At 65.2% G+C, this 13,593-nt stretch carries 13 protein-coding genes; 10 read left to right on the top strand and 3 right to left on the bottom strand.

Annotated elements, in window-relative coordinates; translation table 11 throughout:
• The first annotated feature begins 6 nt into the window (after positions 1–6).
• Positions 7–951 carry an NAD(+) diphosphatase gene (nudC, locus tag ACVCNR_RS11595; protein WP_447074912.1) on the top strand — a complete coding sequence of 315 codons (945 nt, stop codon included), beginning with the start codon at positions 7–9 and terminating at the stop codon, positions 949–951.
• Between the two features lie 3 nt (positions 952–954).
• Here the strand turns inward: nudC and ACVCNR_RS11590 are convergent, their stop codons facing one another.
• Entirely contained in the window at positions 955–1,821 is an 867-nt protein-coding gene (locus ACVCNR_RS11590; protein ID WP_447074911.1) for a prephenate dehydratase, read from the bottom strand.
• 28 nt (positions 1,822–1,849) lie between these two features.
• Positions 1,850–2,578 carry a 3-deoxy-manno-octulosonate cytidylyltransferase gene (locus ACVCNR_RS11585; RefSeq protein WP_447074910.1) on the bottom strand — a complete coding sequence of 243 codons (729 nt, stop codon included), beginning with the start codon at positions 2,576–2,578 and terminating at the stop codon, positions 1,850–1,852.
• Between the two features lie 186 nt (positions 2,579–2,764).
• Between ACVCNR_RS11585 and ACVCNR_RS11580 the strand changes: the two genes are divergently transcribed.
• The 9 genes from ACVCNR_RS11580 to ACVCNR_RS11540 all read left to right on the top strand — a co-directional run bounded on the left by ACVCNR_RS11580 (position 2,765) and on the right by ACVCNR_RS11540 (position 13,117).
• Positions 2,765–3,547, top strand: a complete 783-nt coding sequence (locus ACVCNR_RS11580; RefSeq protein ID WP_447074909.1) for a c-type cytochrome — start codon at positions 2,765–2,767, stop codon at positions 3,545–3,547.
• Positions 3,548–3,725: 178 nt separating this feature from the next.
• Positions 3,726–5,582, top strand: coding sequence for an extracellular solute-binding protein (locus ACVCNR_RS11575; protein ID WP_447074908.1), 1,857 nt, complete (start codon positions 3,726–3,728; stop codon positions 5,580–5,582).
• Positions 5,582–7,450, top strand: coding sequence for an extracellular solute-binding protein (locus tag ACVCNR_RS11570; protein WP_447074907.1), 1,869 nt, complete (start codon positions 5,582–5,584; stop codon positions 7,448–7,450). Before ACVCNR_RS11575 ends, ACVCNR_RS11570 begins: the two co-directional genes overlap by 1 nt.
• A gap of 27 nt (positions 7,451–7,477) precedes the next feature.
• Entirely contained in the window at positions 7,478–8,587 is a 1,110-nt protein-coding gene (locus ACVCNR_RS11565; RefSeq protein ID WP_354194619.1) for a microcin C ABC transporter permease YejB, read from the top strand.
• Entirely contained in the window at positions 8,587–9,738 is a 1,152-nt protein-coding gene (locus ACVCNR_RS11560) for an ABC transporter permease (protein ID WP_354194617.1), read from the top strand. Before ACVCNR_RS11565 ends, ACVCNR_RS11560 begins: the two co-directional genes overlap by 1 nt.
• Positions 9,739–9,787: 49 nt before the next feature.
• Positions 9,788–10,036: a type II toxin-antitoxin system VapB family antitoxin gene (locus ACVCNR_RS11555; protein WP_447074905.1), complete on the top strand. Its 249-nt coding sequence runs from the start codon at positions 9,788–9,790 to the stop codon at positions 10,034–10,036.
• A complete protein-coding gene (locus ACVCNR_RS11550; RefSeq protein WP_354194613.1) occupies positions 10,018–10,425 on the top strand; it encodes a type II toxin-antitoxin system VapC family toxin in 408 nt (135 codons plus the stop codon). Before ACVCNR_RS11555 ends, ACVCNR_RS11550 begins: the two co-directional genes overlap by 19 nt.
• Positions 10,422–12,050, top strand: coding sequence for an ABC transporter ATP-binding protein (locus ACVCNR_RS11545; RefSeq protein ID WP_447074903.1), 1,629 nt, complete (start codon positions 10,422–10,424; stop codon positions 12,048–12,050). Before ACVCNR_RS11550 ends, ACVCNR_RS11545 begins: the two co-directional genes overlap by 4 nt.
• Before the next feature lie 113 nt (positions 12,051–12,163).
• Entirely contained in the window at positions 12,164–13,117 is a 954-nt protein-coding gene (locus ACVCNR_RS11540) for a 2-hydroxyacid dehydrogenase (protein ID WP_447074901.1), read from the top strand.
• Between the two features lie 8 nt (positions 13,118–13,125).
• On the opposite strand, the gene ACVCNR_RS11535 is transcribed toward ACVCNR_RS11540, so the two are convergent.
• Positions 13,126–13,503, bottom strand: coding sequence for a hypothetical protein (locus tag ACVCNR_RS11535; protein WP_447074900.1), 378 nt, complete (start codon positions 13,501–13,503; stop codon positions 13,126–13,128).
• Positions 13,504–13,593 lie beyond the last annotated feature (90 nt).

The following is a 13,593-nucleotide window of genomic DNA, read 5'->3' as shown; positions in this document are numbered from 1 at the left end:
CCGCCGATGAGCTTCCCCTTCTTCGATGCACCCCTGCGCGAACCGAGCCAGTTCGTCGGCTTTGCCGGCAACCGCATCGACCGCCAGTCCGAGCGACGGCCAGACGACTGCGTGGAGAAGGCACTGACCGACCCCGCCGCGCGGCTCATGGTGCTGGGCGGCGGGCGCATCCTGCTGAAACCGGACGGCGAGCGCTTCGACCCCTGGTTCACGGTCGCGGACTGCGCGGGCCTCGGCTTCGATCCGGCAGCCGCCATCCTGCTCGGCCTTGCGGACCACGGGCCGGCGCTGGCCCTTCATGCCGGGCTCGATCCCGAGCACCCGCTCGACGGGCTGGAGATGCTGGAGCACCGCACCGTCTATGTGCAGGGCCTGATCGGCGAGGCCGAGATCGGCGCGCTGGCGCAGGCTTCCGCCTTGCTGGCCTGGAACCGCTCGCACGGCTTCTGCGGCCGCTGCGGCCAGAAGACCGGGATTCGCGCCGGCGGCTACCGGCGCCATTGCCCGGCTTGCGGGACCGACCATTTTCCGCGCACCGACCCGGTGGCGATCATGCTCACCGTCACGCCGGAAAAATGCCTGATGGGGCGCGGCCGCCATTTCGCGCCCGGCATGTATTCGGCACTGGCCGGTTTCATCGAGCCTGGCGAGACGATAGAGGACGCGGTGCGGCGCGAAACCTTCGAGGAGGCCGGCATCCGGCTCGGCCGCGTCGTCTACCGCGCCAGCCAGCCGTGGCCGTTCCCGCATTCGCTGATGATCGGCTGCTATGGCGAGCCGCTCAACCACGACATCACCACCGACGCCAACGAACTGGAGGATTGCCGCTGGTTCGGCCGCGAGGAGGTGCGCGCCATGCTGGCCCGCCAGCACCCGCAGCAGCTCGTCGTGCCGCCGCAGGGCGCCATCGCCCATCACCTGATCAGGGCGTGGGCGGACGCCGCGGCATAAGCGTCAGTAGGCGGAACCGGCCGCGTCGCGATAGTGATCGGCCTCGTAGACGCCGAGGATGCGCACCTCGCGCGAGAAGAAGCGCAGCTCCTCCAGCGCCCGCGCGACATGCGGATCGTCCGGATGGCCCTCGATGTCCGCGTAGAACTGGGTGGCGGTGAACCCGCCGTTGAGCTGGTAGCTCTCCAGCTTGGTCATGTTGACGCCGTTGGTGGCGAAGCCGCCCATCGCCTTGTAGAGCGCAGCCGGCACGTTGCGGACCTTGAACACGAAGGTGGTCATCATGCGCGCCGCGTTGCCGGCACGCTCGGCCCAGTCCTTGCCCTTGGACAGGATGACGAAGCGGGTGATGTTGCGCTCGGTGTCCTCGACATTCTCTTCCAGAATGTCGAGCCCGTAGAGTTCGGCGGCCAGCGAGGGGGCCAAGGCGGCCATGCTGCGCTCGCCCTTTTCCGCCACCAGCTTGGCCGCGCCCGCCGTGTCGCCCGCCACCATCGGCTTCCAGCCGTTCTTGCGAATGAACTTGCGGCACTGGCCGAGCGCATGGATGTGGCTGTGGACCGTCTTGATCTCGCTGCGCGCCACGCCCGGCAGCACCATGAGCTGGAAGTGGATCGGCAGGAAATATTCGCCGACGATGTGCAGCTTCGATTCCGGCAGCAGGTAGTGGATATCCGCCACCCGGCCGGCGATGGTGTTCTCGATTGGGATCATGGCAAGGTCCGCCTTGCCGGTTTCGACCGCGTTGAACGCATCCTCGAAGGTCGGGCACGGCAGCGGCTCCATCGCCGGATGGACGTTGCGGCAGGCGGTGTCGGAATTGGCGCCCGGCTCGCCCTGGAAAGCAATCTTGTTCGTCTTTTCTGGCATGGCCGGCCCCGTATGTTCTGGAAAGTACTTAGCTGGAAAGAATGGTTCTGGCGCGCTCGAGGTCCTCGGGCGTGTCGACGCCCAGCGGAACCGACTTCACGATCTCGACGTCGATGCGCATGCCGGCTTCCAGCGCGCGCAACTGCTCGAGCTTCTCGCGCTGTTCGAGCGGCGAGGGACCGAGCGCCACGAAGCGCTCCAGCGCGGCGCGGCGATAGGCGTAGAGCCCGACATGATGATAGAGCGGCCCCTCGCCCCACGGCGCGGTGGCCCGGGTGAAATAGAGCGCGCGCAGGCGCGCGGGCGATACCAGCGAGCCGACGATCTTGACGACGGCGGGGTTGGTCTTTTCCTCCTCGCGCACGATCTCGACGCCGAGCGTGGCGATGTCGACCCGGCCGTCCTCGAACGGGCGCAGCGCGGCGGCGACGATGCCGGGGTCGAGCGTCGGCAGGTCGCCCTGGATGTTGACGACCGTCTCGACCTCGCGGCCCGGATCGAGCAGCGTCAGCGCCTCGAAGATGCGGTCGGAGCCGGACTCGTGGTCCGCCCGCGTCATCACCGCCTCGAAGCCGTGCGCCTTCACGGCGTCGGCGATTTCGGCGGTGTCGGTCGCCACCACCACCCGGCCAAGGCGCGTTTCGGCGGCGCGGCGCGCCACATGCACGATCATCGGTGCGCCGGCTATGTCGGCCAGCGGTTTGCCGGGCAGGCGGGTGGAGGCCATGCGGGCCGGGATGAGGACAAGTGTGGACATATGGAGCGAAAGGACTGGTGATAAAGTGTCAAAAAGTCTCACTGGAAGCGCTCTTATAGGTGTTGCAAGAGCGGAGCAAAAGACCTAGTTTCCGCGCGATTTGGCCGCCCTGCCTTTTCGGGGCGGTGCGTGCACTACCGACGGACGGAGGACGCGAGGTCCGCCGGAAAAGGGAGCCTGGGGCGTATGGATTCATTCGAGGTCAACAAGGTCCTGGGCGGCTTGCTCGGAACTGTTTTCGTCGTTTTCTCGGTCGGCATCGTTTCCAATTCGCTGTTTGCCACCCACGCTCCCGAGACGCCGGGCTTCGCCATCGAGGCCGCCGAGGCCGATGCCGGCGGCGCGGCAGGCGGTGCTGCAGCCGAGGAAACCCCGATCGCCGATCTGCTGGCCAGCGCCGACGCCGGTGCCGGTGAGGCCGTGTTCAAGAAGTGCGCCGCCTGCCATTCGATCGAGAAGGGCGGCCCCAACAAGGTCGGTCCGGACCTGTGGGCCATCGTCGACCGTCCCGTGGCCTCGCATGAGGGCTTCTCCTATTCCGGCGCCATGAAGGAATTCGCCAAGGGCGGCCAGGAGAAGTGGACCTTCGAGAACCTCAACCACTTCCTCACCTCGCCCAAGGGCTTCGTGAAGGGCACGGCCATGGGCTTCGCCGGCCTCAAGAAGGATGACGAGCGCGCCAACCTGATCGCCTATATGCGCGAGCAGGCCGACAGCCCGGTGCCGCTGCCCGAGGCGGGCGCCGCCCCCGAAGGCGCGGCCGAAGAAGCTGCCCCCGCCGATGCCGCGCCGGCCGAGGCAGCACCTGCCGAACCGGCTCCGGCCGAACAGGCTCCGACCGAGGCAGCGCCCGCTGAACAGGCCCCGGCTGAAGCCGCGCCCGCCGAGCAGGCGCCGGCCGAAGAGGCTGCGCCCAGCGAGGGCACGCCGGCTCCGGAAGGCCAGCCCGCAGAGCAGCCGGCCGAATAACGAAATCGTAATCCGAAAATCCTTGAAAAAGCCGGGTTCTGCCCGGCTTTTTTGCTACTGTACGGCGGGCGCGGCATTATCGCCACAATCCGATTCCCTCGTCAGGGGAATCCATTACAGTGCCGCACCGGCATGTCGCGAAAGGATTGGGATGAGCTTTCACCATATCAGGGCATCGATGACCACGTTCCTTGCCACCGCCGTGCTGACGCTCGGGGTCGGCGCCGGGCAGGCCCAGGAATGGCACACTTCCTCCTCGCTCATCGGCGGCTCCAAATATGGCGAGAATTTCGAGCGCTACGACTATGTTAATCCCGACGCCCCCAAGGGCGGCATCCTGAATTCGACGGTGCAGGGCACTTTCGACAGCTTCAACCCCTATATCGTGCAGGGCACGCCGGCCGCCGGCCTCGCCCCGTTCGGCGGCGGGCTGCTCTATGACACGCTGATGGAGCAGGCGACCGACGAGGGCAGCGTCAGCCATGCGCTGGTGGCCGAAGCCTACAAGTTCCCGGACGACTATTCCTCGGCCACCTACCGGCTCGACCCGAATGCGCGCTGGCACGACGGCCAGCCGATCACCGTCGAGGACGTGATCTGGTCCTTCCAGACGCTGAAGGCCAACAGCCCGATGTACAACCGCTACTACGAGAACGTCACCGAAGCGGTGAAGGTGGGGGAGCGGGAGGTCGAGTTCCGCTTCGACCAGAAGGGCAACCGCGAGCTGCCCAAGATCATGGGCGACCTCGCCGTGCTGCCCAAGCACTGGTGGGAAGGCACCGACGCCAAGGGCAACAAGCGCGACATCACCCGGCCAACGCTGGAGCCGCCGCTCGGCTCCGCCGCCTATCGCATCAAGAGCTTCAGGCCGGGGCAGGAAATCATCTGGGAGCGCGTGCCCGACTATTGGGGCGCGAAACTGCCGGTGAAGATCGGCCGCGAGAATTTCGACACCCGCCGCTATCGCTACTTCCTCGATTCCAACGCCGCGTGGCAGGCCTTCACCAAGGGCGGCTTCGAGGACATCAACGCCGAAAACAGCGGCCGCCGCTGGATGACCGCCTATGATTTCCCCGCCGTGAAGACCGGCGACGTGATCAAGAAGGAGTTCGTGTCGAACGCCCGCGCACATATGCAGGGCTTCATCCTGAACACCCGCCGCCCGATCTTCCAGGACCGGCGCGTGCGCCAGGCGCTTTCCTACGCCTATGATTTCGACACGGTGAACCGCACCCAGTCCTTCGGGCTGAACACGCGCATCACCAGCTACTTCATGGGCAGCGACTTCGCCTCCAGCGGCCTGCCCCAGGGCAAGGAGCTGGAAATCCTCGAAAATTATCGCGACAAGCTGCCGCCGGAAGTATTCACGAAGGAATTTGCCCTGCCGCGCTTCGACAATCCGCAGGCGGAGCGCAAGATCCTGCGCGACGCGGTGGCGCTGTTCAAGGAAGCGGGCTGGGAAATCCGCAACGGCCGCATGACCAATGTCGAGACCGGCCAGCCGTTCAGCTTTGAGATCCTCGATTCCAGCCAGGATTCGGGGCCGACCCTCAATCCGTTCATCGAGATGCTGCGCAAGATCGGCGTGACGGTGACCCTGCGGGTCGTCGACACCAGCCAGTATCTCAACCGGGTCAACGATTTCGACTTCGATGTGATCGTTCAGGTGCTGCCGCAGTCGCAGTCGCCCGGCAACGAGCAGCGCGATTACTGGAGCACGCGCGCGGCCGACACGCCCGGCTCCCGCAACACGGCCGGCATCAAGGATCCGGTGATCGACGAGCTGGTCAACCGCGTCATCTTCGCAACCGACCGCGACGACCTGATCGCCGCCACGCATGCCCTCGACCGGGTGCTGTTGTGGAGCTACTACGTCGTGCCGCAGTTCACGCGACCGAACCTGTGGCTGGCCTACTGGAACAAGTTCGGCATGCCGGACAAGCAGCCCGACTATATCGGCGCCGATATCGAATCCTGGTGGGTCGACCCGGAAAAGGAAAAGGCGCTGGCCGCCAAGTACCAGAGCGCCAATTGATGGCCGCCCTTCCCCGCCGCGATTTCCTCGCGCTCGGCGCCGCGGCGACGGCCACGGCGCTGTTGCCCCGGCACGCCTTCGCCGACAGCCCGACGGGAACGAAGCTGCATGGGCTGTCGGCGTTCGGCGACCTGAAATATCCGCCCGATTTTCCGCATTTCGACTATGTCAATGCCGATGCGCCGAAGGGCGGCACCTTCAATTTCCCGCCGCCGAACTGGGCCTACAACCAGAGCCCCTTTACCTTCAACACGCTCAATTCCTTCACCCTGCGCGGCGACGCCCCGCCGCGCATGGAACTGTGCTTCGACGCGCTGATGGCGCGCGCGCTGGACGAGCCCGACGCCCTCTACGGCCTGCTGGCCGAGAGCGTCACCATTTCCGACGACCGCAACAGCTTCGATTTCGCGCTGCGACCGGAAGCGCGCTGGCATGACGCCACGCCGCTGACGGCCGAGGACATCGCCTTCACGCTGATGCTCTACAAGGAGAAAGGCCATCCGCAACTGGCGCTGACGCTGGCGGAACTGACCGCCGCCGAGGCGGTCGACACACACACCGTGAGGCTCACCTTTTCCGGCAAGCAATCGGCCCAGACCATCCTGACCGTAACCGGCATGCCGATCGTCTCCAGGAACTACTACACGCAGAACGAATTCGACACCGGCCGCATGGCCCCGCCGCTCGGCTCCGGCCCCTACAAGGTGGGCCGCGTGGCGGCCGGCCAGTTCATCGAATACGAACGGGTGGCCGACTATTGGGGTCGCGACCTGCCCGTCAATCGCGGCCAATACAATTTCGACCGCATCCGCATCGACTTCTATCGCGATCGCAACGCCGCCTTCGAGGCCTTCAAGAAGGGCGACACCTATTTCCGCGAGGAATTCACGGCGCGCACCTGGGTTTCGGAATACAACTTCCCCGCCATTGCCGACGGCCGCGTCGTGAAGCACGAGTTTGCCGGCGAAAAGTGGCCTGCCATGCAGGCTATGGCGCTCAACCAGCGCCGCGAGCAGTTCCGCGACGTCCGCGTGCGGCGCGCCATCGCCATGTGCTTCGATTTCGAATGGACGAAACGCACGCTGTTTTCGGGTTCCTACGACCGCTCCCAATCCAATTTCGAGAAGTCCGACTTCAAGGCGGCGGGCCCGCCCTCCGCGCAGGAACTGGCGCTGCTGGAGCCGTTCCGTGACGAACTTCCGCCCGAAACCTTCGGCGAACCGGCGATGCAGCCCGTTTCCGACGCCTCCGGCCGCGACCGCAAGATGCTGGGACAAGCGGCGAAGCTGCTCGGCGAGGCAGGCTGGAAACGGTCCGGCCGGCTGCTGGCCAACGACAAGGGCCAGACGCTGAAGGCCGAGATGCTGGCCAATGACGATTCCCTGGCGCGCATCTTCCTGCCCTGGGCGGAAAACATGAAATCCATCGGCATCGACGCCTCGGTGCGAGTGGTGGATTCGGCGCAATATCAGGCGCGCCAGAACGATTTCGACTTCGACATGATGCTTATGGCGATGCTGATCGGCGCCACGCCGGCCTTTTCGGCCCTGGAAGGGCTCTACCATTCGCGCGCCGCCGACCGGCCGGGCACGCGCAACTATCCGGGCACGAAGAGCCCGGCGGTCGATGCGCTGGTGGAGGCGGCGGGCCGCGCGCAAAGCCGCGACGAGCTGGTCACGGCGCTTCGCGCCCTCGACCGGGTCTTGCGCGCAAGGCTCGACTGGATTCCAACATATTATCTGGCGAATCACCGGGTCGCCTATTGGGACATGTTCGGCTTCAAGGAGCCCAAGCCCGACTACGGCTTCCCGATCGAGACGCTGTGGTGGTTCGAGCACGAGAAGGCGGCGAAGATTGGCAAGGGCTGACGGTTCAAGAAGAGGGAGAAGCGCCTGATGGGTGCCTATATCCTACGCCGCCTGCTGCTGATGATCCCGACCCTCTTCGGCATCATGGCGATCTCCTTCGTCGTCATCCAGTTCGCGCCCGGCGGCCCGGTGGAGCAGGTCATCGCGCGCCTGACCGGCCAGGGCGGCGATGCCAGCGACCGGCTCGGCGCCGGCGGCGGCAGCGACCTCGGCGGCGCGGGCGGCTTCGAGGCGGGCGGCGGCGGCGCCTCGACCAGATATCGCGGTGCGCAGGGCCTCGACCCCGAATTCATCGCCAAGCTCGAGAAGCAGTTCGGCTTCGACAAGCCGCCGCTCGAGCGCTTCGGGCTGATGCTGTGGAACTATGCCCGCTTCGACTTCGGCGACAGCTATTTCCGCGACATCTCGGTGGTCGACCTTATCCTCGAGAAGATGCCGGTGTCGATCTCGCTCGGCCTGTGGATCACGCTGATCTCCTATCTGATCTCGATCCCGCTCGGCATCCGCAAGGCGGTCAAGGACGGCTCGGCCTTCGACACCTGGACCAGCGGCATCGTCATCATCGGCTATGCGATCCCCGGCTTCCTGTTCGCCATCCTTCTGATGGTGCTGTTCGCCGGCGGCTCCTTCTATGACTGGTTCCCGCTGCGCGGCCTCACATCCGATAACTGGTCGCAGATGTCATGGCCGGACCGCATCATCGACTATTTCTGGCACCTGGCGCTGCCGCTGACGGCCATGGTGCTATCGGCCTTCGCCACCACCACGCTGCTGACCAAGAACTCCTTCCTCGATGAAATCCGCAAGCAATATGTGGTGACGGCCCGCGCCAAGGGCCTGTCCGAGCATCGCGTGCTCTACGGCCATGTGTTCCGCAACGCCATGCTGATCGTCATCGCCGGCTTTCCCGGCGCCTTCATCTCAGCCTTCTTCACCGGCTCGCTGCTGATCGAGAACATCTTCTCTCTCGACGGGCTCGGCCTGCTCGGCTTCAAGTCGGTGGTCGACCGCGACTATCCGGTGGTGTTCGCCAACCTCTACATCTTCTCGCTGATCGGCCTGTTCGTCAGCCTCATCTCCGACCTCACCTATACCTGGATCGATCCCCGCATCGACTTCGAGCGGAGGGACGTGTGATGGCGGACGCGGTTGTGGAGAGCGGCGCACAGGCCGGCGCGCCCAAGCGCCGGCGGCCGTGGCTGTCGCCGCTGAACCAGCGGCGCTGGGCCAACTTCAAGGCCAACCGGCGCGGCTACTGGTCGTTGTGGATTTTCCTCGTCCTGTTCGTCGCCTCGCTGTTTGCCGAGTTCATCGCCAACGACAAGCCGATCATCGCCTCCTACAAGGGCGAGATCCTCTTCCCCGTCATCGTCGCCTATCCGGAAGAAAAATTCGGGGGCTTCTATGCCGTCACCGACTATCGCGACCCGGTGATCCGCGACGAGATCGAGGCCAATGGCTGGATGATCTGGCCGCCGATCCGCTACTCCTACCGTACCGTCAACAACGCCGTGCCGCAGGCGGCGCCGGCCAAGCCCTCGTGGCGCTACGATGCGGCCACGCGCTGCGCGCAATATCCGCAAGGCGAGGCCGATCCCGACTGCATCCTCGGCAACTGGAACTGGCTGGGCACCGACGACCAGGCCCGCGACGTGCTGGCGCGCGTCATCTACGGTTTCCGCGTGTCGGTGCTGTTCGGGCTGATCCTGACGCTGGGCTCGGCCGTCATCGGCGTCTCGGCCGGCGCCGTGCAGGGCTATTTCGGCGGCTGGGTGGACCTCCTGTTCCAGCGCTTCATCGAAATCTGGTCGGCGATCCCCGTGCTCTATTTGCTGCTGATCGTGGCGGCGGTGCTGCCGCCCGGCTTCTTCATCCTGCTCGGCCTGATGCTGCTGTTCTCATGGGTGGCGTTCGTCGGCGTGGTGCGCGCCGAGTTCCTGCGGGCGCGCAACTTCGAATATGTGAACGCGGCGCGCGCGCTCGGCGTGCCCAACCGCACCATCATGTTCCGCCATCTTCTGCCCAACGCCATGGTGGCGACGCTGACCTTCCTGCCCTTCATCCTCAACGGCTCGATCTCGACGCTCACCTCGCTCGACTTCCTCGGCTTCGGCCTGCCGCCGGGCTCGGCCTCGCTGGGTGAAATGCTCAAGCAGGGCCAGCGCTACCTCAACGCGCCCTGGCTGGGCATCACCGGATTCGTCACCCTGTCGATCATGCTTTCCCTGCTGATCTTCATCGGCGAAGCCACCCGCGACGCCTTCGACCCGAGGAAGACGTTCCGGTGATCGGCAAGCCATGGTATAATTTCTCTCCATTTCTACCTTGGAGACCGTCATGGGCATGAACATCAAGAGTGAGAAGGCGCAAAGACTTGCCCGGCAGCTCGCGCAGGAAACCGGGCAGAGCATGACGGCAGCCGTTGAGCAAGCTCTCGAAGCTGAACTCAGGCGCCTGCACCGGGAACGCGATGTGGCGGAGCGCAAACGCAAGATAAGGCAACTTGTCGAAAGCTTCGGGCCAGTTCCTGAAGGCGTCACCAGTGATCATTCTGATCTGTACGATGAATGGGGGCTACCCAATTGATCGTGGATGCATCGGCTATTTTGGCCATTCTCTTCGAGGAACCAGAAGGCAGGGAAATGGAGGACGCACTGGCGGCCTCGTTGACCCCGCCGGCCATGTCGCCAGTGAATTTCCTCGAGGCCTCGGTTCGCATCGACCAGTTGAAGTCCGCATCCAAGTCCCGAAAGCTGGATGAGTTGCTGAGGCTCGCTTCGGTCGAGATCGCCAGGATCACGCCAGAGCAAGCCCACCTCGCCCGCGAGGCCTACCGGCGCTACGGCAAGGGCAACCACGAGGCGCGGCTCAATCTCGGGGATTGCTTCGCCTATGCACTCGCCAAGGCCCGCGGCGAACCGTTGCTGTTCAAGGGCGATGACTTCCGCCACACCGATATCGAGGCCGTCCTTTGACCTCTCCCCTGCTTTCCGTCCGCGACCTTTCGGTGGCCTTTTCGCAAGGCGGCCAGACCTCGCTCGCCGTCGACCATGTGTCGTTCGACATCGCCAAGGGCGAAACGCTGGCGCTGGTCGGCGAATCGGGCTCGGGCAAATCCGTCTCGGCGCTGTCGGTGCTGAAGTTGCTGCCCTATCCGCCGGCCAGCCATCCGTCGGGAGAAATCCTGTTCGGCGGAAAGGACCTGATACGGCTCGGCGAGAACGAGTTGCGCAAGGTGCGCGGCAACAAGATCACCATGATCTTCCAGGAGCCGATGACCTCGCTCAACCCGCTGCACACGATCGAGCAGCAGATCGTCGAGGTGCTGAAGCTGCATCGTGGCATGGGTGACAGCCAGGCGCGCAAGCGCACGCTGGACCTGCTCAACGAGGTCGGCATCCGCGACCCGGAAAAGCGCCTTTCCGCCTATCCGCACCAGCTTTCGGGCGGCCAGCGCCAGCGCGTCATGATCGCCATGGCGCTCGCCAACGAGCCGGAACTGCTGATCGCCGACGAGCCGACCACGGCGCTCGACGTGACGGTGCAGGCCCAGATCCTCGAATTGCTGGACACGCTCAAGACCAAGAACGGCATGTCTATGCTGTTCATCACCCATGACCTCGGCATCGTGCGCAAGATCGCCGACCGGGTGTGCGTGATGACCAAGGGCAAGGTGGTGGAGACCGGGGTGACGAAGGATATCTTCGCCAACCCGCAGCACGACTATACGCGCCACCTGCTCGCCGCCGAGCCCAAGGGCAGGCCCCCCGCCGCCGATCCGCAGGCCAGGCCGGTGATGCACGGCGAGGCCGTGAAGGTCTGGTTCCCGATCAAGCAGGGTTTCTTCCGCAAGACCGTCGACCATGTGAAGGCGGTGGACGGCATCGACATCACCGTCCGGGAAGGCCAGACGCTGGGCATCGTCGGCGAATCCGGGTCCGGCAAGACCACGCTCGGCCTGGCGCTGGCCCGCATGATCTCGTCCACCGGCAAAATCCGCTTCGCCGGCCGCGATATCGATGCGCTGTCCTTCAACGAGATGCGGCCGCTGCGGCGCGAACTGCAGATCGTGTTCCAGGACCCCTACGGTTCGCTCAGCCCGCGCATGTCGGTGGCGGAAATCATCGAGGAAGGGCTGAAGATCCACGAGCCGAAGCTCTCGATGGACGAGCGCGACCAGCGCGTGGTCGATGTGCTGGCCGAGGTCGGCCTCGATCCCGCCACCCGCTTCCGCTATCCGCACGAATTCTCCGGCGGCCAGCGCCAGCGCATCGCCATTGCCCGCGCCATGGTGCTGAAGCCGCGCTTCGTCATGCTCGACGAGCCGACCTCGGCGCTCGACATGAGCGTGCAGGCCCAGGTCGTGGACCTGTTGCGCGACCTGCAGGCCAAACACAACCTTGCCTATCTGTTCATCAGCCATGACCTGAAGGTGGTGCGCGCGCTCGCCAACGAGGTTATCGTCATGCGCAACGGCAGGATCGTCGAGGCCGGCCCCTCGGCGCAGATCTTCGAAGCGCCCGAGACCGATTACACACGCGCCCTGATATCGGCCGCGTTCCGGATCGAGACCGCCCCGCAGGGCGTCGTTTCCGAATAGGGCAGTTCCGGCAAGGGCGCGGTTTTGCGCCCGGAATTGCGTCAAAATGAAAAATCCGGGGCATTTTCGCGAGTTGAGCAAGCGGGAACGCCCCGGCCCGAAAGGAGAAAGAAATGTCCGCGCCTGGCCAAGACCGCATCCTGCTTGCGGTCAACATGTTCCATCCGCAACGCTGGTACGAACTGCTTTCCGGCAAGCGGGAGGTGGTGCTGGAACCCGAGGGACCGAACGATCCGTCGATTTCCTATGCGGTGGTGTGGAAGCAGAAGCCGAACCTGCTGGCGGGGCTGCCGAACCTCAAGGTGATCTTCTCGGTCGGTGCCGGCGTCGACCACATCATCGAGGACAAGACCATCCCCACCGGCATACCGGTGGTGCGGGTGGTGGCCGAGGACCTCACCCGGCATATGGTGGAATTCGTCGTCTGGCGGGTGCTCGACCATCACCGGCAGGGCCGGCAATATCGCGAGCAGCAGCGCCAGCGCGCCTGGCACGACCTGACGCAGCGCCCGGCCGAGGACGTTTCGGTCGGCATCATGGGTTTCGGCCATCTCGGCCGCGCCGCCGCCCGCGCCCTTCTGGCGCTCGGCTTCCAGGTCAACGGCTGGTCACGCTCGGCCCGTGAAATGGAAGGCGTCTCCACCTTCTCCGGCGAGGCCGGACTGGTGCCCTTCCTCAACGCGACCGACATATTGGTGGTGCTGCTGCCGCTGACGCCGGCCACGACCGGCATCATCGACTACACCCTTCTCAAGCAGTTGCGGAAGCGCAACGCGCTGGGCGGCGCCGTGCTGATCAATGGCGGGCGGGGCCGGTTGCAGAAGGAGGCCGACATATTGCGCGCCCTCGACGACGGCACCCTCAAGGAAGCGAGTCTCGACGTGTTCGAGATCGAGCCGCTGCCGAAGACCAGCCCGCTGTGGAACCATCCCAGGGTGTTCATCACCCCGCATGTGGCCGCGACCTCCGACCCCGACCATCTGGTGCCGGTCATGCTGAAGCAGATGGAGGCTTACGAGCGGGGCGAGGAGCTGGAAAACCTGATCGACCGCACTGCCGGCTACTGAAGTAGCGACTACTGGGCCGTCGGTTCCTGTGCTGCCATCCGGCCGGTTTCCTCGGCGCATTTGCGGCGGGTGAGGGAGCGGTTCATGGCGTCGATCTCGCCGCGCGCCGCTTCTGCCTGGCGGCGGCGTTCGGGGCGGATATCGGGCGTCAGCGGCCCCATGCCGTAAGGCTGCCGCATGAAGACGGGCTTGGCATCCAGCGGCAGTCCATATTGCATGGCCAGCGCATCGCGCCGGGCGAAGAGCTGATCGCAAGCCACGCTGTCATAGGGCAAGGCCGAGGCGACCGCCTGATCCTGACGTTCGGTCAGGGAGTTGCCGCACCCCGCGAGCATGATGCCGGCCCCGGCGACACAAACCCGGATCGTTGTGACCGCCCTGTTCAATCCTGCCTCCGGAATATGATTCACGGCTGGCTTATGGCACGATTCTGGCAATGTGTGGGCTGTCCCCGGCAAATGACCGGGACAAGCACA

The organism is Aquamicrobium terrae (assembly GCF_052978165.1).
This window is presented reverse-complemented; position numbering and strand designations above follow the sequence as displayed.